We start from the raw sequence: 21,077 nt of genomic DNA, 5'->3' as shown, positions 1-21,077 counted from the left end.
ACATATAACTGTTAAATATTTTTTATACTTTAAAATATTTTGTAATTACTTTGTTTTCAAAGGTTTTATTGATTTACCTCAATATAATTACCTTTGTAAAAATATGGTTTTTGGTTGTTTTTTGACTTAAATCAATGTTAACCTTACTAATATTAGGTATATATTACCCAGCTCAATAAAAATCGAAAGTTAACACCATAATCAAACCACATTCAGTGGACTAGGAGATAGTTATGATCCAAGGTATTCAAATTACTAAAGCAGCGAACGATGACCTACTAAACTCAATCTGGCTACTAGATAGCGAGAAGAATGAAGCTCGTTGTGTTGTTGCTACTTCAGGTTTCGAAGCTGACCAAGTTATCTCAGCTGCAGACCTAGGCGAGTACGAAAGCCGTGAAGTTGCAATCGAAGCAGCGCCACGCATCGAAGGTGGCCAACACCTAAACGTTAACGTTCTTAAGCGTGAAACGTTAGAAGATGCAGTTGCTCACCCAGAGAACTACCCACAACTAACTATCCGTGTATCGGGTTACGCTGTACGTTTCAACTCTCTAACTACTGAACAGCAACGTGACGTTATCGCACGTACGTTCACTGAGTCTCTATAATTTTTTAGAGCTTGAATTAGAATACAAAAACGGCGCTCATTGAGCGCCGTTTTTATTTGTTCAACAATACATATGTACGTTACGGTTGAACTCGGCGTAGTACCGTTTTCAGAGCTTCAAAATCATTGTCTAGATCTTCAGACAACAATTCCATCGCCGCGTGCTTAGCCAGTGGACCAGGTAACTCAATATCTGTACCTAAAATATCATCAACCACTTCTTTGAACTTCGCAGGGTGCGCAGTACACAGGAACAAGCCAGTTTCGTTTTCTTGCAGTTGCTCTTCCAGTAGGCGGTAAGCAATCGCACCATGTGGTTCACAAAGGTAACCTTGTGCTTTTAAGTCGCGCACTGACTCAGCGCTCTGCTCGTCAGAGACCTTACCTTTCCCTAGTGTATCTAAACCCCAACCTTTCAGTTGGCAAAGCTCTTCGATACGAGGCCAGTTGTTTGGTTGGCTAACGTCCATCGCGTTTGATGTTGTCGCAACCGTTGGTTTTGGATCCCATTTCCCCGTTTCAAGGTAGCGAGGAACCGTATCATTTTCATTGGTCGCTGCAATGAAGCGCTTCACTGGCAAACCAAGAGCTTTAGCCAATAGGCCAGCCGTTAGATTACCGAAGTTACCACTTGGGACTGAAATAACGAGGTTCTCACGCTGTTCTTTGGTGAGCTGAGATGCAGCCTCAAAGTAGTAACAGATTTGAGCCATTAAACGACTGATGTTGATTGAGTTTGCTGAGTTTAAGCCAATCTCTTTACGCAATTCAGCGTCATCAAATGCGTCTTTAACCAACGCCTGACACGCATCAAAATCACCATCGATTGCCACAGTGTGGATGTTTTTACCTAGCGTACAGAACAGCTTTTCTTGTAGTGGGCTGATCTTGCCTTTCGGATAAAGGATCACAACATTGATGTCTTTCATACCGTAGAAAGCATGCGCAACCGCAGCGCCAGTATCACCAGATGTCGCGGTTAAGATTGTGATTTGACCACCATCAGATACCGCTGCTAAAGATTGAGCCATGAAACGGCCACCGAAATCTTTAAATGCCAGTGTTGGACCGTGGAACAATTCAAGCGCGTAGACGCCGTCTTTTACTTGATTGATCGGTGCTGGGAATTGGAATGCCGCATCCACTAATTGATCAATTTGTTCCTTTGGTAATTCATCACCGATTAAAGCCGATAGGATCTTTGAGCTACGAGGGACAAAGTCCTCTGCTAGCAGCGCATCGATATCATCAAACTTCGGCAGCTCTGATGGGAAAAATAGACCTTGATTACGACCTAAACCTTGACGAACGGCTTGGCCAAAAGAGACTTGCTCATCGTTTTCTTTGATGTTGTACAGCTTCATAACTCACTTCCTGTAACGATCGAACCTTGTTTGTCTAAACGACAAACGTGGACGAATCCTTCTTCATTTTGTACGTAATTTTGTTCTAACCAACGTGCAACACGCTCGGCGACATCTTGTTCTTTGCAAATGCTAAACAGAGTTGGGCCACTACCGGAAATACCAGTAGCCAGTGCACCGGCTGAAGTTGCGTACTTACGCGCATCAGCAAACCCTGGAAGCAGTTTCTCACGATATGGTTCAGCAATCACGTCTTTGATCATCTTAGCTGCCAGTTCAGGTTGGCCTGAGTGGCAAGCGTGGATGAAACCAGCTAAATGGCGACCATGTGCAATCACATCTTGACGACGGTATTGAGATGGTAGGATTTCTCTCGCCTCAGCGGTTGAAACCTTAATGCCCGGATAAGCCATTACCCAGAACCAATCATCAAAACACGGTACTTCTTGGCTAATGATGCCTAACTCTTCAAGCATAAGCTGGACACCACCAAGGTAGCATGGCGCAACATTATCGTAATGTATACCGCCTGAAATCTTACCTTCCATTTCACCCATTAGGGCAAGGAGTTCGGTTTCATCCAGTGGTTGTCCGTGAAAACGGTTCAGAGCATCAAGCGCCGCTACAATTGAACATGCACTTGAACCTAAACCAGAACCGATAGGCATGTTCTTCTCTAGTGTCATCTCCAAAGGCTTAACCGAAACGCCTTTCTTATCTAACTCTCTAGAGAACACCACCCAACAGTCATAAACGATATTTTCTTTGGTTTCAGTTGGCAGTTTAGAAACAAAGCTACCCGCTGTTTTTAGTGAAAACGCTTGATCACCAGCTTTAACCATTACTCGATCACCAAGTAATGTGCCATCCACTGGAGACACAGCGGCCCCCAGCACATCAAACCCTACACTGACATTACCGATTGATGCAGGAGCATAAACGACAACATCCATATCACTTGAACTCATTCCTAAACTCCTAATTTCCAACCAAGAGTACGCATCACATCAGAGAATACGCCTGCTGCTGTTACTTCAGTACCCGCACCGTAACCACGAAGTACAAGAGGGATTGGTTGGTAGTAACGACTGTAGAATGCCAGCGCATTCTCGCCATCTTTAATCTTGAACATTGGGTCGTCGCCATCAACAGCTGCGATACGAACTTTACACTTACCATCGGTGATTTCACCGACATAGCGAAGTACTTTGCCTTCTTCTGCGGCGATAGCTGACTGCTCTTTGAAATAAGCATCCGCTTCTGGCAAACGAGCCATAAACTCTTCCACCGTACCTGAATCATCAAAACCCGGTGGCAATGCTTGGTCAACTTCAACGTCTTCAAGCTCAAGCGCCATACCAGCTTCACGAGCAAGAATAAGCAGCTTACGTGCGACATCCATACCAGATAGGTCATCACGAGGATCAGGTTCAGTAAAGCCGTTATCTTTAGCAATGTTTGTTGCTTGGCTAAGTGTCATACCTTCATCAAGCTTACCGAAGATGTAAGACAGAGAACCAGAAAGAATACCGTTGAATTTTTCAAGCTCATCACCTGCAGAGATTAAGTTCTGTAGGTTTTCGATTACCGGTAGACCTGCGCCTACTGTTGTCTCGTACATCAACTTACGACGAGAGTTACGTGCAACTTCACGAAGCTGATGGTAGTAAGCCATGCTTGCTGTGTTGGCTTTTTTGTTTGGTGTTACAACATGGAAACCAGCCGCTAGGAAGTCCGCGTATTGAGCAGCAATACCTTCGCTAGACGTACAATCAACCAACACAGGGTTGATGATGTGGTTACGTTGAACTAGAGCCGCTAAACGCGCTAGGCTGAACTCTTCTGTCGCGCTCGACATACGATCACGCCATTGCTCTAACGGCAGACCATCGCTGTCTAACAACAAACCTTTGCTGTTTGCTAAACCACACACGCGAATCACAATACCTTTCTCAGCCAGTTTGCCTTGTTGACGTTGGATCTGGTCAACAAGTTCACCGCCAACACCACCAACACCGACAACGAATACGTCAAGGAAGTGCTTCGAGTTAAATAGATTCTCGTGACACGCTTTTATCGCTTCTGAGATTTTATCTTCAGGGATAACCGCAGAGATCGCGCGTTCTGATGAGCCTTGAGCGATAGCAACAATGTTGACATTTACTTCAGCTAAAGAAGAGAAGAACTGAGAAGCAACACCACGTGATGTGCGCATACCGTCACCCACCAGTGTAACAATCGCTACGTCGTCCATGAACTCGACTGGCTCTAACAAGCCATCTTTTAATTCAAGTTCAAACGCCTCTGATAGCACTTGCTTTGCTCTTACTTTATCAGCCGATTCAATACAGAAGCTGATACTGTACTCAGAAGAAGATTGAGTAATAAGGACAATAGATACACCCGCAGAAGACATCGCGCCAAACACACGGCTCGCCATGCCTACCATGCCTTTCATACCAGGGCCAGATACGTTAACCATCGTTAGGTCACTAAGAGTTGTGATGCCTTTGATCGCTAGGTTATCTTCGCCAGTGTCTTGACCAATCAAAGTACCTGCACCCTGTGGGTTAAAGCTGTTTTTGATTAGGCAAGGGATATGAAATTGCGCGATAGGAGCAATAGTTTTCGGATGTAGAACCGAAGCACCAAAATAAGAAAGCTCCATCGCTTCTTGGTAGCTAAGCGATTTAAGAAGACGAGCGTCATGCACCAAACGTGGGTCACAGTTGTAAACACCGTCTACATCTGTCCAGATCTCACAACAATCCGCGCGTAGACACGCCGCTAGAACCGCTGCTGAGTAATCAGAGCCGTTACGACCAAGCGTTACTAACTCACCTTTTTCATTACCGGCCGTGAAGCCCGGCATGATGTTTACGTGACCTTGTGGAAGGGGTGATTGACGGAAGTTCTGAGTAGAAACATCCACATCAACCATCGCTTCAAGGTGATCACCTTTAGCGTATAAGTACTGAACTGGGTCAATCAGGCTTGCTGGTTGGCCTTTCGCTTCAAGTACCGCTTTCATTAACTGGATGGAAATTCGCTCACCTTTACTGATGATACGAGCATTAACATGATTCGGGCACATACCTAAGAGGTTAATGCCATTTACAAACTGTTTTAGTTGAGCAAGAGACGTATCCACTTGCTCTTGAAATGCAGAACCATCAACACCCGGTAATACAGCCTGAATCTCTGTAAACAGATTCGCAAATGATGATTCGATTTCTGCTATTTGTGCTTCTGCTTCACCATTTTTTAGTGCCGCTTCAATAACAGCAACTAGCTTATTGGTTGTTTTTCCTGGAGCCGATAGTACAACGGCTAGCTCTTCTTGCTGGGCATTATTAGCGATGATATCAGCCGCTCGTAAAAAACGATCTGCATCAGCTAATGATGAACCTCCAAATTTTAAAACGCGCATCCCTTTCTCCATAAGTCATAAAAATGGTACAAAAAAAGGCCTGTATCTTGTGGGATACAGGCCTTTTTTTTAAAATCCGTTACTTAGCAGCCTGCCCCAACAATGTGAATGTCGGTAATAATAATGGTGGTGGTCATTACTAGGTGGCTTAGGTGCTGCATATCAAATTCTCTGCTTGTGCTTTACTCTACGTGTATCAATTTTTACCACTAGACGTCAATGAAAAGTTGCGTTTTTTTTACATTCACGTCATTTTTCAGAGCAAACAGCCATTTCAGCGACAAAACGTCCTAAAACAGCTCCCAACTTAAAAGCGGAATTAGATTGCTAGATGAAGCGAAGTCATAAGTTGCATATATAGTCATAACAAAATGCTATATCGATTGTACAGCGAACGCACAACTTCTGTGCTTTAATTGAACGATAACGTTCGTAAAACAATAATAATGACATCAGGAGTGGGAAGTGAAGAGATTATTTATTCTTTTAGCCTTTGCTATGCCTGTCATTTGTTCAGCGAATAGTTTGCCTCTACTGAGTGGTTTACCATTACTTCCCAGTCAAATCGATCGTTCGTCTCATAAATTCTTCATCTCAACGCAAAATGCCTCAAGTGAAAGCTTCGACACTTGGAAAATCGACAGTGGTTACTCATACAGTCTGTTTGCTGATGTTGACCTTTATGTAGGTACACGAATCAACAGCGATTCACTTAAGTATGAAAGCGGATTTTTAAGTGGTGTCAGTTATCAGTTCTCAGAAAGGATCTCTTTTAACAGTTCTCTGCACACCTATAAAGACGAAGAAGAAGACAACGAAAAGTCATTAGCTGCAGAAGTTTCAAGCCGAGTACAACTTACCGATAATTTGGATTTGCATGCCACCCTTGATTACGAAGAGTGGCAGCAAGGTGTTGAAGTGGGGTTAGGATTTCGATTTTAATCGAATTCAGTTGTCCTTCATGAGTTCGCATGCGTTTTGATTTTTCAGTAGCTCAAGATCTTAGCGTCAACCTGTGCACGCAACAAACCGTTCCTCAATCCAATAATTCCAGCCTATTGTACTTAAACCTGTTAAGATTCAATTAACAATTCAGATGAAATTAATACACCATTCCAATCCGCATAAATGTAATCACCAGGTTGAATCAACTGATTGTGGACAGAAAGAGTGACATTAACCTGACCAACACCGCGTTTCTCTGTTTTGAATGGAGATGCACCAAGCGCCTGCACCCCAAGGTCCATTTGCGACATCATGCCGACATCGCGCACGGCACCGTTCACAATCACGCCTTCCCATCCATTTTCTATTGCTAGAATGGCGAGCTGATCGCCAAGAAGCGCTTTCTGGCACGAGCCATTTCCATCGACAACAAGCACTTTACCAATGCCATCAGTCTCTAAAACCTCGCGAACCTTGGAATTATCGTGATAACAACGAACTGTTACAATTTTTCCAAAGAACGCACCACGTTGACCGAAGTTCTGTAATGGTAGGTTAAGTAATGTGACTTTGCTTTCAAACTCATCACACAAGTCGGGTGTTATATCGTGCATATATCCTCCGTGAGTAAGGCGTTACCTGTTAAGTCAGGCGAACCTCTATGCTTTTATATGTTATTAAAATTAATCCTTTGTTTTCATTGTTCTATGTTCAATCTAATAATAATAAAAAGTTGATTGAGCATATTTATCTACTAGACTCTAAGGACAGCTTTCAGCTTCCTTGGTTCATATTCTTGCCTTTAGCAGGTGAGATGTGAGAGCCATCTCGAATAATCATTCTTGTTTTGCTGCTAAATAATCACCATAGCATTGGTTAAGTTGTAGCCATACTATTAAAGTTTGTTGCGATACGGCAATTGATGTAAATCAACAAAGTGAATGGAATTAACATTCTCGCATTGTTAGCATGCTGTTAACATTATAGAATCCTCTGCAATCACTAAAAGAATGATTAAAAGGCGTACTGGATCTACGTTATTGGGCAATACTTCAAGGAAGGCAGATAGCTGGAAGTAAGTGTTTTTTTGAAAACTTTAAGTTATCATCAAAATTACATTACCTGTATGTTATGTTTTTGCCTAGAATTTATTCTATTAGCACAGTTTCGTCACAAATTTAGGTACCGCCAAATGCAAACCCCGCAGATTCTGATCGTTGAAGATGAGCAAGTAACTCGTAACACTCTAAAGAGTATTTTTGAAGCAGAGGGATATGCTGTTTTTGAGGCTAGCGACGGTGAAGAGATGCACCAAGTGCTATCTGACAACCAAGTTAACCTTGTAATTATGGACATCAACCTTCCGGGTAAGAATGGCCTACTACTTGCGCGTGAACTGCGTGAGCAAGCAAATGTAGCGCTTATGTTCTTAACGGGTCGTGATAACGAAGTTGATAAGATCCTTGGCCTTGAGATTGGCGCTGATGACTACATCACTAAGCCTTTCAACCCACGTGAATTGACTATCCGTGCACGTAACCTTCTGAACCGTTCAATGAGCACTAGCTCAGTTCAAGAAGAAAAGCGTAGCGTTGAAAAGTACGAGTTCAACGGTTGGGTACTCGATATCAACAGTCGTTCTCTGGTTAGCCCAGATGGCGAAGGCTACAAACTACCTCGTTCAGAGTTCCGTGCTCTACTTCACTTCTGTGAGAACCCAGGTAAAATCCAAACACGTGCAGACCTTCTTAAGAAGATGACTGGCCGTGAACTTAAGCCACACGATCGTACTGTAGACGTAACAATCCGTCGTATTCGTAAACACTTTGAATCTGTTTCTGGTACGCCAGAAATCATCGCAACGATTCACGGTGAAGGCTACCGCTTTTGTGGTGACCTAGAAGACTAATTCGATAAAGCTTCTGAACGCTGAGTTCCTGTAGTTGGTGAGCACTTCTAACTAGCTAGTACTCCTAACAGTCGAAGCGTAATCAATAATTATTAAAAAGGGAGAATGCCAACGCATTCTCCCTTTTTTATTGTTCTTAATTGAATGAGTTTTTAGTAAACCGTATCAACTTTAACGTCTTTCTCCACCAGCCACTTAACTGTTTCGCCATCTTTCAGCTCAACCGCTACATCTACCGGCTTGTCACTGTCGATCTCTAGCTGCCATACAAAAGCGACTTCCCATTGAGTTTCACTGTGAGTTCTTAAATCAAGATCGTCAGCCGTTACCAACAAGGTATCTGCACCCTGCTTAACCGTGACGCTCTCAACTGCAAGCGTTGCTGGCAATTGTGAGTCTGACTCTAGGTAGATGGAACCGTGTAGTGTCTTATCTTGAGCCTCTCCAATCGTTGGCATTTTGTTGTGCCACAGGTTACTTTTCATTGTGACTGTCGACGCAGAGACTTCAACTTGGTTACCTTGCTGCCATTCTACTTGTGGGGCAGAGCAGCCGGCTAATGCCACTACGCATGCGGCGAATGCTAATTTTTTCATTATTCTTCTACCTTTGATTTAACCAACTCTTTAATACTTCAATATCATTCTGGTATTCGTTATTAATTTCATCGACCCAATCTGAGATATTTTCCCACCACGCTGGCATATCTGGAGATTGAGCTTTCTGAGCGACTTGTTGTATGCGCTTCAAACCAATCGAACCGGCCGCACCTTTAATCTTATGAGCTTCAGAAACGATGCTGTCTTGATCTTTTGCGACCATGTTAGAGTTCAAGATTTCCATATACTCCGGCATCATATTTTCAAACATCACGATACTATCCAAAACCGGTTTCGGTCCAACAATGTCAACATAAGACTCTAGCATATCAATATCAAGCAGGGCCGTATCAACCGAAGAAAGAACCGGCTTCCTCGCTACTACTTTTTCAACACCGGTTGCTTTCTCAACACCAGTAGCTTTCTCAACATCCTTTACTGTATCAATACCCTTGGCTTTCTCATTAACCTCTGGGGCATCCTCAATAAGCTCGCTGATGACATCTTGAATAGCGCGAACCGACAGCGGCTTGCTGATCGCCTCGTCCATACCTTTCTGAAAATATTCTTGCTTGTTGCTTAAAACGTTCGCCGTCAAAGCAACTAAAGGAGGTAACTGGCTATATTTCTCTCGGTAGTACTGAGCGATGTCGAAACCTGTCATATCTGGTAACTGAATATCCAGAAGCACCAAATCATAGTCTTTAGGGTTGAAGACAATTTGCGCTTCTTTACCAGTCATCACCACCGTCACTTCATGGCCAAGGCTTTCAAGTAGAGAGCGAGCAACCGTGATATTGAGTTCAATATCTTCCACCATAAAGATTTTAAGGTTCGACTGCTTTCTTGGTGTTTTAATCAGTGCCTGAGTATCGTGATTCACCGGCACGCGAATCGAAACGGTAAATGTGCTACCAAAGCCTTCTTCACTGGTGACATCAATGTCGCCATCCATCATGTTGATCAATTGCTTAGATACAGCAAGACCAATACCAGTACCAACAGCGTGCAGGTTGTCGGTTCCTGACTTCACTTGATAGTACATTGCAAAGATCTTCTCGATTTCACTCTCTGGAATACCAATACCAGTATCCTCAACTTCCATCGTGATGTCAGCAAAATCACCATCGATATCGGCGCTGACCGTCATTACTACACCACCATCTTTGGTGAACTTCATCGCGTTACTGACAAGGTTCCACAGCACCTGTCTCAAGCGCGTACCATCAACTTCGACAGATGCAGGAAGATCGGACAACCTTTCTAGATCAAACCTCAACCCTTTTTGCTCTGCCATCAATGCAGAAATACTCTCAATCTCGACAACGAAATCTTCAAAGTTAATCGGGGTTGGGAATAACTCTAGCTTGCGGCGATCAAACTTATCCATATCGATAATATCGTTAAAGATATTACCCAGCGTTACGGCGCTAACCTTAATGGTTTGCATGTGTTTACGCTGCTCGGGTGTCAGTTGACTGTCCAGTAGCATGCGGCTCAAGCCGATGATCCCGTTAAGTGGGGTTCTTAATTCATGGCTGATGGTTGAGATAAAGGTAGTCTTATCACGACTGGCTTTCTCTAACGATTCTTGATGCTCTTTACGCTCGGTAATATCACGACCAAAGCCGACTAAGCCTAAGTGGCGGCCATCTTTACTGTAGAAAGGTACCTTACGCAGTTCGAAGTAGCTCTTACGACCATCAGGGTATTCCAACCATTGGTCGTAGGTCAGGGCTTGGTTATCAGAAAAGACTTTCTTATCAGTTTCAACAACCTGCTGAGCGATTTCTTTGCTGTAAACATCCCAAGGCGTTAAGCCAACCAGATCTTTTTCTGTTTTGCCGGTAAGTTCTTCTACTGCGCGGTTACAACCAGAGAACACACCATCTTCGTTTCGGTAGTAAATAAGGTCAGGAGAAGCGTCGATAAACGAACGCAGTAGTGCGGTACGCTCTGCGAGTTCAAGCTGAGTTCGTTCACGTTGAAAGACTTCATTTTCGAGATCATGCATAGCTTCAGCACGCGCTTCTTCCGCTTTCTCACGTTCTTCAATTTCTTGGTTAAGCTTCTCGATATTGAGCTGCAGTTTATTGTTGAGCTCTTGGTCTCGCTCACGCATATCGCCAAGTTTAGATACTAGCTTCGCCAATCTTTGTCGGGACTCTTCCAGTTGGTCAACAACTACTGACAAGAAATAGACCGCCCAAGGCGTGATGACTAAACCGAAGAAAACCGAACGTACAATGTCGATGTCATCAACATTGCCTTTGAGTGCGAGGGTAATACCGACTTGCACAACAACAGCGAGGGCAACAAGCGCTAAGGCGAGTAAGATAGAAAAGCGGACAATCCCCAGTTTTACGAGTAGATCTACGTAATACTGAGCGAGATTTTTCATGGGTTTCATTTAGCGCTCCATGCGATAAGACTAGCAACATTCTACCCTGTTTGAAGATAGGAGGTAAGCTAGCTGCATCACACGCAGCAAGAGATCCACAGCAATATCATGGTCAAACAATCAATATAGTGGTAACCAATCAAGATAGTGCTAAGCAACACCAAAAAGACAGGTTAACCCAACCATAAATTTATAGAACTAGCTAATTGAAGAAGGATGTACCATTGAACGATTTCGACCGTCAGATTTAGCTTGGTAGAGTGCACTGTCAGCCATCGCAACTGCGGACTCCATTTCGTCATCAGGTGATGGAATATAAGAAATAATGCCAATACTCACCGTGATAAATTCAGAGACCGCTGATTTTTCGTGTATCAGACCTAACTTAAGTACTTCATCATGAATACGACTTGCAACAAGAAGCGCACCATCCGTAGTCGTATTTGGCAAAATAAAGCCGAACTCTTCCCCGCCATAACGAGCCACGCAATCAGACGAGCGACTGAGTACTTGCTTGAATGCCTGCGAAACTTGAATCAGAGCATCATCACCTTGCTGGTGACCATAAAAATCGTTATAGCCTTTAAAAAAGTCGATATCACACAGCATGATCGTCAATGGTAGCCTCTCACGCACATGGTAATGCCATAGTGTCGAAAGCTGTTCATCAAAGCGGCGTCGGTTGGAAACTTTAGTCAAGCTATCCATAAAGCTGAGGCGTTCAAGTTCAAGGTTCGCCTCTTCAAGCTTTTGTTCTGCTAGATAGCGCTCGGTAATATCACGCGCCATGATCAACACACCATTAGTGCTCGATGCTGGATCTCTAAATGGTGATTTGACTACATCATACCAAGTAAATGCTCCATCACTTGAGACCACTTTGTCGATATAACGCAGCGATTTACTTTGATGAAGCACTTGATGATCGGTTTCTGAAATTCGCGTATAGATGCTATGTGGCACCACATCTTGTAAACGCTTACCGATCAAGTCACTCACTTCAGAGATTCCCAGCGCAGCCACAAATGGTTTATTACACGCTTGATAAACCATGTTTTCATTAAAGATACCAATGGAGTCCGGGCTGGCCTCCAGGATGTTTTGTAGAATGGTATCACGCTGTGCAAGCGCGACTTCGGTGTCTTTTCGTTTTTCCATCTCTCCGCGCAACTTTTGCTGCATGTCGTGCCAATCGGTTACATCATGGCTAATCGAGAGCGTACCTATGGTTGAGCCATCTTGTGAAAGCAAGACACTTTGGTAGGTTTCAAGCAAGCAGCTTTTTCCATCTTGGTCTGTGGTCCAAGAGCGTTCACTTACACGACCTTTTAATGCTCCACCAGAAACACTCAGGGTGCCCTCTTCAGCACGACCATGCCAAAACTTTTTAAACGAGCGATTACTCGTCACTAACTCACCTTTCTGATCTTTCACGTAGATCAGCTCAGACAAAGAATCTAAAGCCGTGCGCGCGACATTGAGCTCACGAACTTCTTGGGACAGTTCTTCATTGGTATTTTTATAAGGCGAGGCATGGATCATCCAGGCTTTCTTGCTTCTAAAGTGGATTTTACGGCCGACTAAATTGACCTTAAAAGACTCAAATTCGGAAAGTGCCCAAAACGAAATTTGCTCAAATGATCGAGAGTTAATGTGATTGGTTAAGTAGTGACGGAAACTGTTTTCACTTTCCACGGTAGGAAAACGAAAATTAACACCGATTTGGCGGATACCCAATAATTGCATAGCTTGAAGATTGGCATACAAGATTTCACCACTTCGTACATCGACAAAGTAAAGTGGTGAGGGAGTAGAGAGTAGAAGCTTTTCAATGTGCGACTGATAACGCGAATAAAGATGCCAGCAGATGAGAGCAATTAGCAATACGATCACGATATATATACCGTAGCCATACGCCTTGTCCCACAACCAAGTCATTACCAGTTCCATTTACTCTCAATCTATACCATAAATTCTGTGAGGGAAATGTTACCACTATTTGCTGGTTTAATCTGCTGTTACCTACTCCCACGCATTTCTATAAATTGGCGCTATTTAATACAGGGAGCGTATACTTGAAAGCCGTACCTGTTTTGATGCCCTGCGCACCTGTTTTATCGAGTTCACGACCAATTTCAGTCATCGCTAACCAGCGGTTTTCACACCACAATGGCGAAAGAAGTGTCGGACGACGAGCGGCTGAAGATACACGATGATAAACCACATTTGCAGGCGTACGCTGGATAATTTCACTGGCGATATCAATATACTCTTCCAGGGTCGGCGCTTCGAGTTTGCCAGCTTTCCACGCTTTGGCCATGGTACTGCCCTCAACAATATGAAGGCCGTGAAGCTTGATACCATCAGTACCAACAGCTAATACCTTATCCAACGTTTCCAGATTATCGACTTTGGTTTCTTTTGGCAGGCCGACGATAAGGTGCGTACAAACTTTGATACCTAAAGCCCGTGCGCGCTGAGTGATCGTTTCATACACCGCAAAATCATGACCACGGTTAATTCGTTTAAGGGTTTTATCATTGGCTGTTTGTAATCCTAGCTCTAGCCAAATCTCATAGCCTTGTTCCACGTAACCCGCTAGCAGTTCCAATACCGAATCAGGCACGCAGTCTGGCCTAGTGCCAACACAAAGACCTACGATATCGGCACCTGGTGCTTTAAGCGCTTCTTCATACATATTTTTGAGCACTTGGACTTCAGCATAAGTGCTGGTGTATGCCTGAAAATAAGCAAGATACTTCTTCGCACGAGCGATCTCACCGGCGCGATCTTTTAGCTGATCAGCAATACTTTGAATTTGAGTTTGTTCATCCGCAAACGAAGCAACGTTACAAAAAGTACATCCACCGCGACCGATGGTCCCATCTCTATTTGGGCAGCTAAAACCACCATGAAGTGTCAGCTTATGAACCTTCTCACCATAACGACGCTGAAGATCTTGGCCGATAGTATTAACCAACTCATGTAATTGCATATTTTCAAAGTTCTCAGTAAATAAGAATGAATATCAGTCTTTTTTGAAAAAAAATTACATCCCTGCAAAATTCGACCAAATAGTTTACGTAAAGCTTTTTGCGAGCAACCTATCAAATATCAATAAACATGCAAAAAATCAGCTCTATTTGCCTAATGTTGCACATTTGTTGTGCATTAAATTCAAAATAAAACGAAAAAAATGGTCTACATGGGGCAACTTTCATTGCAATTCGCCTAGACAAAATTGTAGGATACTTACACATATTGGCTATTTTTGAGTATTTACTTACAACCAAAACTTGCTGATAAGTCGGTGATACCCATATCCCACCTATATAAACCACTAGTTTGTGGTTAAAAATAAACGGATATCACTAAGGATTGTTTTTCTCGCAATACTTTTCCTGCGAGATACGGAAAGGATTCAAACCGCCAGCATAGGCAGGTTTAGACCCATAAATATAAAAGGACAAGGCTAACTTTATACAAATAAGTTGCGCCTAGATTTAACTGGAAGGATGTATCTATGGTAGATCAAGAGCAGAACTCACAGGGTCTGTATACTCCTGAATTGGAGCATGACGCTTGTGGTATCGGTTTTGTTGCGCATCTAAAGAATCGCAAATCTCATGATGTAGTAACTCAAGCACTCGATATGCTTGCACGTATGGAACACCGTGGCGGCCAAGGCTGCGATCCGTGTTCTGGTGATGGTGCAGGTATCCTGCTACAGAAGCCGCACGAATTCTTACTAGAAGAAGCCGTAAAGCTTGGAATTAAACTGCCATCTTTTGAAAAATATGGTGTTGGTGTTGTACTTTTCCCTAAAGATGAACACAAACGTGCACAGTGTCGTGACATTCTAGAACGCAATGCACAGCGCCTAGAGTTAGAAGTTATCGGTTACCGTGAACTTCCAACTGACAATTCAATGATTGGTGCTGACCCACTAAGCACTGAACCTCAATTTGAACACGTATTTATCTCTGGCGGCCCTGGTATCACTCCAGAAGAACTGGAGCGCAAACTGTATGTTCTACGTAACTACACCGTTCGTGTTTGCCTAGAAAGCGTGTCAAATATCGGTGATGACTTCTACATCAACTCTATGTCTTACAAGACATTGGTGTACAAAGGTCAGCTAACAACAGAACAAGTTCCTCAGTACTTCCTAGATCTGCAAAACCCAACCATGGTGACAGCTCTAGCACTGGTACACTCTCGTTTCTCTACCAATACATTCCCACGTTGGCGTCTAGCTCAACCTTTCCGTTATATCGCACACAATGGCGAAATTAACACGGTTCGCGGTAACCTAAACTGGATGAAAGCGCGTGAAGCGATCCTTGAATCGGATCTGTTCACACAAGCTGAAATCGACATGCTGCTTCCTATCTGTCAGGAAGGTAGCTCGGATTCATCAAACTTCGATATGGCGCTTGAGCTTCTTGTTCTTTCAGGTCGTACTCTGCCACACGCATTGATGATGATGATCCCTGAAGCCTGGCAAGAAAACAAAAACATGGATCCAACTCGTCGTGCGTTCTACCAGTACCACGCGAACGTAATGGAACCATGGGATGGCCCTGCATCAGTATGTTTCACCGATGGTGTTCAAGTTGGTGCAACACTTGACCGGAATGGTCTGCGTCCTTCTCGCTACACGGTGACCAAAGACGACTTCCTAGTAATGGCGTCTGAATCTGGCGTAGTAGAAATCGCACCAGAAAACGTTGAATACCGTGGTCGTCTACAGCCTGGTCGTATCTTCGTTGCTGACCTTGAGCAAGGCCGCATCATTTCTGATGAAGAAGTGAAAGACGGTATCGCTAAATCGCAACCCTACGAAAAATGGGTTGAAGAGAATCTTCTGAGCTTGAAAAAGCTACCGGATGCGAGCAACGAATTTAACCAACCTTCTCCAGAGAAACTGCTTCACAAACAGCAATCGTTTGGTGTGAGCTCTGAAGAAGTAAACGAAATCATTCTCCCTCTTGCAAAAACAGGCTACGAGCCACTTTCTGCAATGGGTGCTGACTGGCCGCTAGCGATTCTGTCTCATCAATCGCAGCACCTTTCAAACTACTTTAAGCAGTTGTTTGCACAAGTAACTAACCCGCCGATCGACCCGATTCGTGAGCGTATGGTTATGTCTCTGAACACTTACCTAGGTAAAGATCAGAACCTACTTGCTGAAACACCTGAACACTGTCAAAAAGTGGAACTTGAGTCTCCTGTTCTTTCTAACTCAGAGTTAGAGAAACTTCGTGCAATCGATAACGAGCACCTTCAATCGAAGACGCTAGATATCGTATTCCAAGCAAACGGAGATCAAGGCAAGTTAGAGCGCGCACTTAAGCGTATCTGTCAGTACGCAGAAGACGCAGTGATTGATGGTTACTCTATCATTCTACTGACTGACCGTGCCGTTAACTCTAACCACGCCGCTATTCCAGCAATGCTGGCAGTTGGCGCGGTTCACCACCACCTAATCCGTAAAGGTCTACGCGCTAAGTGTGACATCGTTGTTGAAACGGGTGATGCTCGTGAAACTCACCATTTTGCAACACTTATCGGTTACGGTGCGAACGCAGTTAACCCATACCTAGTTATTGAAACGATTGTTGAATTGCAACGTACTAAGAAGCTAGATCCAAACGTACACCCACGTGAGTTCTTCGATAACTACCGTAAAGGTGTCAACGGCGGTCTACTGAAGATCTTCTCTAAGATGGGGATCTCTACGTTACAGTCTTACCATGGTGCTCAAATTTTTGAAGCCCTTGGTGTTAGCAAATCGGTGGTTGAAAAATACTTTACTGGTACTGTTTCTCGTATCCAAGGTCTAACGATCGACGATATCGCACGAGAAGTACTGGTTCGTCACCGTGTTGGTTACCCTGCTCGTGAAATCCCAGCTCAAATTCTTGACGTTGGTGGTGTTTACCAGTGGAAACAACGTGGTGAGAAACACTTGTTCAACCCTGAAACGATTTCTCTACTTCAAGAGTCGACGCGTAACAAAGATTACGGTCAATTCAAGAAGTACGCAAAAGCAGTCGATGACCAAGGCGACAACGCAGCAACGCTACGTAGCCAACTAGATTTCATCAAGAACCCTGCAGGCTCTATTCCTCTAGCGGAAGTAGAACCAATCGAGAACATCCTTAAGCGTTTCGCAACAGGCGCAATGAGCTTTGGTTCAATCTCGCATGAGGCTCACTCAACACTCGCTGTTGCGATGAACCGCATTGGCGCGAAATCAAACTCAGGTGAAGGTGGTGAAGACCCAGCACGTTTCGAGCGTAAAGAAAATGGCGACTGGGAACGTTCAGCAATCAAACAGGTGGCTTCTGGTCGCTTTGGTGTAACGTCTTACTACCTATCTAACGCTGATGAGCTGCAAATCAAGATGGCTCAAGGTGCGAAACCTGGCGAAGGTGGTCAACTACCTGGTGATAAGGTTGATGACTGGATCGGCGCAACACGTCACTCGACTCCGGGCGTAGGTCTTATCTCGCCACCGCCACACCACGATATCTACTCAATCGAGGATTTGGCTCAACTAATCTACGATCTGAAAAATGCTAACCGTAATGGCCGTGTAAACGTGAAGCTAGTATCGGAAGCAGGCGTAGGTACGATTGCATCAGGCGTAGCGAAAGCAAAAGCTGACGTGGTACTTATCGCAGGTTTTGATGGCGGTACAGGTGCATCTCCGATGTCTTCTATCCGTCACACAGGTCTGCCTTGGGAACTTGGTCTAGCAGAAACGCACCAAACACTACTGAAAAACGGCCTGCGTAACCGTATCGTTGTTCAGTCTGATGGTCAGATGAAAACACCACGAGACCTTGCAGTCGCAACGTTACTAGGCGCTGAAGAATGGGGCGTAGCAACAGCAGCATTGGTTGTTGAAGGCTGTATCATGATGCGTAAGTGTCACAAAAATACATGTCCTGTTGGTATTGCAACACAGAACAAAACTCTGCGTGAGCGTTTCGACGGCCGCGTAGAAGACGTAGTGACTTTCTTCCAATACATGGCTGAAGGTTTACGTGAAGTAATGGCCGAGCTTGGCTTCCGTTCTATCGACGAAATGGTTGGTCAATCGCACAAACTTAAAGTTCGTGACGACATCGGTCACTGGAAGTACAAGAACCTAGATCTAACACCAGTACTGCACATTGAGCAGGCTCGTGCAGAAGACGGTATCTACAACCAGACAACACAAAATCACAACCTAGAAGACGTTCTAGACCGTAAGTTGATTCAAGCTGCAATTCCAGCACTTGAGAAAGGCGAAGCCGTGAATGCGACCTTCCCTATCATCAACACGGATCGCTCTGCAGGTACCATGCTGTCGAACGAAATCTCGAAGGTTTACAAAGACCAAGGTTTACCACAACCAATGAACGTTAAGTTCCACGGTAGTGCGGGCCAATCTTTCGGTGCATTCCTTGCGAAAGGCGTTAAGTTCGAAGTCGAAGGCGACGCGAACGATTACTGGGGTAAAGGTCTGTCTGGCGGTACATTGGTACTGTACCCAGATGCGAAATCTTCTATCGTTGCAGAAGACAACATCGTAGTGGGTAACGTATGTTTCTACGGTGCCACTTCTGGTGAATCTTTCATTCGCGGTATGGCTGGCGAACGTTTCTGTGTTCGTAACTCAGGTGCGAAGGTTGTAGTTGAAGGTGTTGGTGATCACGGTTGTGAGTACATGACAGGTGGCGCAGCAATTATCCTTGGCTCAACGGGTCGTAACTTTGCTGCAGGTATGAGTGGCGGTGTCGCTTATGTTTGGGATAAAGCAGGTGACTTCGAAACCAAGCTCAACGCAGAACTTGTAGACCTAGACCCAATTGAACAAGAAGATAAAGATCTTCTACTCGATATGCTAACGAAGCATGTTGAATTCACAGGAAGTGAAGTTGCTCAGTCTTTCCTAGACAACTTTGAAACAAGCGTTGCATCACTAGTTAAAGTAATGCCTCGTGACTACAAAGCAGTTCTTGAGAAGCGTAAAGCTGAAGCACAACAGGCACAAACGGAAGAAGTGGAGGCAGTATAATGGGTAAGCCTACTGGATTTTTAGAACACGGTCGTGAGCTTCCAAAGAAGCTCGACCCATCGGTTCGTATCGAAGACAACAAAGAGTTCGTACTTAACGAAGAGTTTGGTGAAAAGATCAATACTCAAGCATCTCGTTGTATGGACTGTGGCGTACCTTTCTGTCACAACGGCTGTCCGATTGGTAACATCATCCCAGAATTCAATGACGCGGTTTACCGTGACAGCTGGGAAGAGGCTTGGAACATTCTAAGCTCTACCAACAATTTCCCTGAGTTTACAGGTCGTGTTTGTCCTGCTCCTTGTGAAAGTGCCTGTGTTCTTGGTATCAACCAAGATCCAATCACTATCTGTAATATCGAGAAAACAATTGTTGAAACTGCGTACCGTGAAGGATACGCAAAACCGAAAACGCCACGTTCTCGCACAGGTAAAACGGTAGCCGTGATCGGTTCAGGTCCTGCTGGCCTAGCCGCTGCTGAACAGCTAAACAGTGCTGGTCACTCAGTAACGGTATTTGAACGTGACGAAAAAGTAGGTGGTCTACTTCGCTTCGGTATTCCAGATTTCAAACTGGGTATGGACGTCATCGATCGTAAGATCAACCTAATGGCTGAAGCGGGCGTTGAGTTTAAAGTTAACCAGCACATTGGTGTTGATGTTAATGCTCAACAACTACGTCAAGAGTTCGATGTGGTATTACTAACGGGTGGTTCTACGGTTCCACGCGACTTGCCAATCCCAGGTCGTGAGTTGGAAGGTGTGCATTTTGCTATGGAATTCCTTGGTCAAAATAACCGCCGTGCCAACGATTTAGATCTCAAGACCGAAGAAATCCATGCTAAAGATAAGCACATTGTGGTTATCGGTGGTGGTGATACAGGTTCTGACTGTGTGGGTACTTCAAACCGCCATAAGGCAGCAAGCATTACTCAAGTTGAGATCATGCCGATCCCACCTGAGAAACGTCCTGCGAACATGCCTTGGCCTCAATACCCAATGATCATGAAAACCACCACTTCTCACGAAGAAGGTTGTGAGCGTCATTGGAACATCCTGACCAAAGAATTCATCGGCAACGATAAAGGTCAAGTGACGGGTCTACGTATTGCAGACATTGTTTGGCAAGACGCGAAACCAGGCGAGCGTCCAGGCTTTGATGAAGTGGCTAACTCTGAACGTGTTATTCCTTGTGATATGGCGTTCCTAGCAATGGGCTTCTTACACCCAGAACCAACAGGTGTACTGGCTCAGCTAGACATTAAACTGGATGAGCGCGGTAACGTGGCCTCTGAAGGTTACGCGACGAACCAGAAAGGCGTTTTCGCTGCTGGTGATATGCGTACTGGCCAGTCGCTAGTCGTACGTTGTATTAACGAAGGCCGTGAATGTGCAATTGCGATTGATGACTTCTTAATGGGTAACTCAAACTTAGAAGCGAAAGCTGATTCACTCATGCTTTCCGCATAATATTTCTCGGGCTAACGTCGCTGACGTTAGCTTAGGGAAAAAGCAACACCCTTCCTAACTTTTGTATTTGGCTAGTACTCGATACTAGCCTTTTTTCTGCCTGTCACTTTCAATACATCTACGATAGCTGTTAAATCCCGTTAACAACTGGCTTTCATATCTCTTTGATATAGTTCTATTATTTCAGGTTATTACGTGGCTAATCGCGTTTACGCATGATAATTAACCATGAACTTGACCTTAAACACAATTAGCTATACGTTGTAAAGCTGATGAAAA

The 21,077-nt window shown here is 44.3% G+C and carries 14 protein-coding genes and 1 other annotated feature; of the genes, 6 read left to right on the top strand and 8 right to left on the bottom strand.

All coding sequences use genetic code 11. The features are described from left to right. Nucleotides 1-233 precede the first annotated feature (233 nt). Nucleotides 234-611 carry an autonomous glycyl radical cofactor GrcA gene (gene grcA / locus L8S15_RS09610; protein WP_009848415.1) on the top strand — a complete coding sequence of 126 codons (378 nt, stop codon included), beginning with the start codon at nucleotides 234-236 and terminating at the stop codon, nucleotides 609-611. A gap of 79 nt (nucleotides 612-690) precedes the next feature. Here grcA and thrC read toward each other — a convergent pair whose 3' ends face one another. From thrC to thrA, 3 genes are read right to left on the bottom strand one after another with little or no spacing between them, the layout of a single operon-like run. Beyond that, nucleotides 691-1,974, bottom strand: a complete 1,284-nt coding sequence (thrC, locus tag L8S15_RS09605) for a threonine synthase (RefSeq protein ID WP_010434795.1) — start codon at nucleotides 1,972-1,974, stop codon at nucleotides 691-693. Further along, entirely contained in the window at nucleotides 1,971-2,927 is a 957-nt protein-coding gene (gene thrB / locus L8S15_RS09600) for a homoserine kinase (RefSeq protein ID WP_032544909.1), read from the bottom strand. The genes thrC and thrB overlap by 4 nt, the downstream gene beginning before the upstream one ends. A 17-nt stretch (nucleotides 2,928-2,944) precedes the next feature. After that, nucleotides 2,945-5,404: a bifunctional aspartate kinase/homoserine dehydrogenase I gene (thrA, locus tag L8S15_RS09595; RefSeq protein ID WP_010434791.1), complete on the bottom strand. Its 2,460-nt coding sequence runs from the start codon at nucleotides 5,402-5,404 to the stop codon at nucleotides 2,945-2,947. A gap of 29 nt (nucleotides 5,405-5,433) precedes the next feature. Next, nucleotides 5,434-5,552, bottom strand: a sequence feature (Thr leader region). Between the two features lie 317 nt (nucleotides 5,553-5,869). On the opposite strand from thrA, the gene L8S15_RS09590 reads away from it, so the two are divergent. Further along, nucleotides 5,870-6,346: a hypothetical protein gene (locus tag L8S15_RS09590; RefSeq protein ID WP_010434788.1), complete on the top strand. Its 477-nt coding sequence runs from the start codon at nucleotides 5,870-5,872 to the stop codon at nucleotides 6,344-6,346. Nucleotides 6,347-6,477: 131 nt separating this feature from the next. Here L8S15_RS09590 and L8S15_RS09585 read toward each other — a convergent pair whose 3' ends face one another. Continuing rightward, nucleotides 6,478-6,963, bottom strand: a complete 486-nt coding sequence (locus tag L8S15_RS09585; protein ID WP_010434787.1) for a putative 4-hydroxy-4-methyl-2-oxoglutarate aldolase — start codon at nucleotides 6,961-6,963, stop codon at nucleotides 6,478-6,480. A 47-nt stretch (nucleotides 6,964-7,010) separates the two neighbouring features. On the opposite strand from L8S15_RS09585, the gene L8S15_RS09580 reads away from it, so the two are divergent. Both L8S15_RS09580 and arcA read left to right on the top strand, forming a co-directional pair. Then, the gene (locus L8S15_RS09580; protein WP_016767741.1) at nucleotides 7,011-7,169 is read left to right on the top strand and encodes a hypothetical protein; all 159 of its coding nucleotides are present in this window, start codon (nucleotides 7,011-7,013) and stop codon (nucleotides 7,167-7,169) included. A 372-nt stretch (nucleotides 7,170-7,541) separates the two neighbouring features. After that, nucleotides 7,542-8,258: a two-component system response regulator ArcA gene (gene arcA / locus L8S15_RS09575; protein ID WP_004741534.1), complete on the top strand. Its 717-nt coding sequence runs from the start codon at nucleotides 7,542-7,544 to the stop codon at nucleotides 8,256-8,258. Between the two features lie 152 nt (nucleotides 8,259-8,410). On the opposite strand, the gene L8S15_RS09570 is transcribed toward arcA, so the two are convergent. The 4 genes from L8S15_RS09570 to L8S15_RS09555 form a co-directional block, all read right to left on the bottom strand. Beyond that, nucleotides 8,411-8,854 carry a hypothetical protein gene (locus L8S15_RS09570; RefSeq protein WP_016767742.1) on the bottom strand — a complete coding sequence of 148 codons (444 nt, stop codon included), beginning with the start codon at nucleotides 8,852-8,854 and terminating at the stop codon, nucleotides 8,411-8,413. A 7-nt stretch (nucleotides 8,855-8,861) separates the two neighbouring features. Beyond that, entirely contained in the window at nucleotides 8,862-11,267 is a 2,406-nt protein-coding gene (gene arcB, locus L8S15_RS09565) for an aerobic respiration two-component sensor histidine kinase ArcB (RefSeq protein ID WP_065612349.1), read from the bottom strand. A 189-nt stretch (nucleotides 11,268-11,456) separates the two neighbouring features. Next, nucleotides 11,457-13,208 carry a diguanylate cyclase gene (locus L8S15_RS09560; protein ID WP_016786557.1) on the bottom strand — a complete coding sequence of 584 codons (1,752 nt, stop codon included), beginning with the start codon at nucleotides 13,206-13,208 and terminating at the stop codon, nucleotides 11,457-11,459. Between the two features lie 88 nt (nucleotides 13,209-13,296). After that, entirely contained in the window at nucleotides 13,297-14,253 is a 957-nt protein-coding gene (locus L8S15_RS09555) for a TIGR01212 family radical SAM protein (RefSeq protein WP_010434776.1), read from the bottom strand. Between the two features lie 528 nt (nucleotides 14,254-14,781). On the opposite strand from L8S15_RS09555, the gene gltB reads away from it, so the two are divergent. Both gltB and L8S15_RS09545 read left to right on the top strand, forming a co-directional pair. After that, the gene (gltB, locus tag L8S15_RS09550; RefSeq protein WP_016800622.1) at nucleotides 14,782-19,329 is read left to right on the top strand and encodes a glutamate synthase large subunit; all 4,548 of its coding nucleotides are present in this window, start codon (nucleotides 14,782-14,784) and stop codon (nucleotides 19,327-19,329) included. Beyond that, nucleotides 19,329-20,798 carry a glutamate synthase subunit beta gene (locus tag L8S15_RS09545; RefSeq protein WP_010434774.1) on the top strand — a complete coding sequence of 490 codons (1,470 nt, stop codon included), beginning with the start codon at nucleotides 19,329-19,331 and terminating at the stop codon, nucleotides 20,796-20,798. Before gltB ends, L8S15_RS09545 begins: the two co-directional genes overlap by 1 nt. Nucleotides 20,799-21,077 lie beyond the last annotated feature (279 nt).

Origin of the sequence: Vibrio sp. S/42/10 (assembly GCF_029890535.1) — a bacterium.
Classification (GTDB): domain Bacteria; phylum Pseudomonadota; class Gammaproteobacteria; order Enterobacterales; family Vibrionaceae; genus Vibrio; species Vibrio cyclitrophicus.
The sequence above is the reverse complement of the archived record's forward strand: the minus strand, read 5'-3'. Positions and strand labels throughout refer to the sequence as shown.

What these genes read in the sequence shown, in the direction of transcription:
- gltB (WP_016800622.1), top strand. Translation starts at nt 14,782, where the DNA reads ATGGTAGATCAAGAGCAGAACTCACAGGGTCTGTATACTCCTGAATTG.
- grcA (WP_009848415.1), top strand. Translation starts at nt 234, where the DNA reads ATGATCCAAGGTATTCAAATTACTAAAGCAGCGAACGATGACCTACTA.
- L8S15_RS09560 (WP_016786557.1), bottom strand. Translation starts at nt 13,208, where the DNA reads ATGGAACTGGTAATGACTTGGTTGTGGGACAAGGCGTATGGCTACGGT.
- L8S15_RS09555 (WP_010434776.1), bottom strand. Translation starts at nt 14,253, where the DNA reads ATGCAATTACATGAGTTGGTTAATACTATCGGCCAAGATCTTCAGCGT.
- thrC (WP_010434795.1), bottom strand. Translation starts at nt 1,974, where the DNA reads ATGAAGCTGTACAACATCAAAGAAAACGATGAGCAAGTCTCTTTTGGC.
- thrB (WP_032544909.1), bottom strand. Translation starts at nt 2,927, where the DNA reads ATGGATGTTGTCGTTTATGCTCCTGCATCAATCGGTAATGTCAGTGTA.
- L8S15_RS09580 (WP_016767741.1), top strand. Translation starts at nt 7,011, where the DNA reads ATGCTTTTATATGTTATTAAAATTAATCCTTTGTTTTCATTGTTCTAT.
- L8S15_RS09570 (WP_016767742.1), bottom strand. Translation starts at nt 8,854, where the DNA reads ATGAAAAAATTAGCATTCGCCGCATGCGTAGTGGCATTAGCCGGCTGC.
- arcA (WP_004741534.1), top strand. Translation starts at nt 7,542, where the DNA reads ATGCAAACCCCGCAGATTCTGATCGTTGAAGATGAGCAAGTAACTCGT.
- L8S15_RS09545 (WP_010434774.1), top strand. Translation starts at nt 19,329, where the DNA reads ATGGGTAAGCCTACTGGATTTTTAGAACACGGTCGTGAGCTTCCAAAG.
- arcB (WP_065612349.1), bottom strand. Translation starts at nt 11,267, where the DNA reads ATGAAACCCATGAAAAATCTCGCTCAGTATTACGTAGATCTACTCGTA.
- L8S15_RS09585 (WP_010434787.1), bottom strand. Translation starts at nt 6,963, where the DNA reads ATGCACGATATAACACCCGACTTGTGTGATGAGTTTGAAAGCAAAGTC.
- thrA (WP_010434791.1), bottom strand. Translation starts at nt 5,404, where the DNA reads ATGCGCGTTTTAAAATTTGGAGGTTCATCATTAGCTGATGCAGATCGT.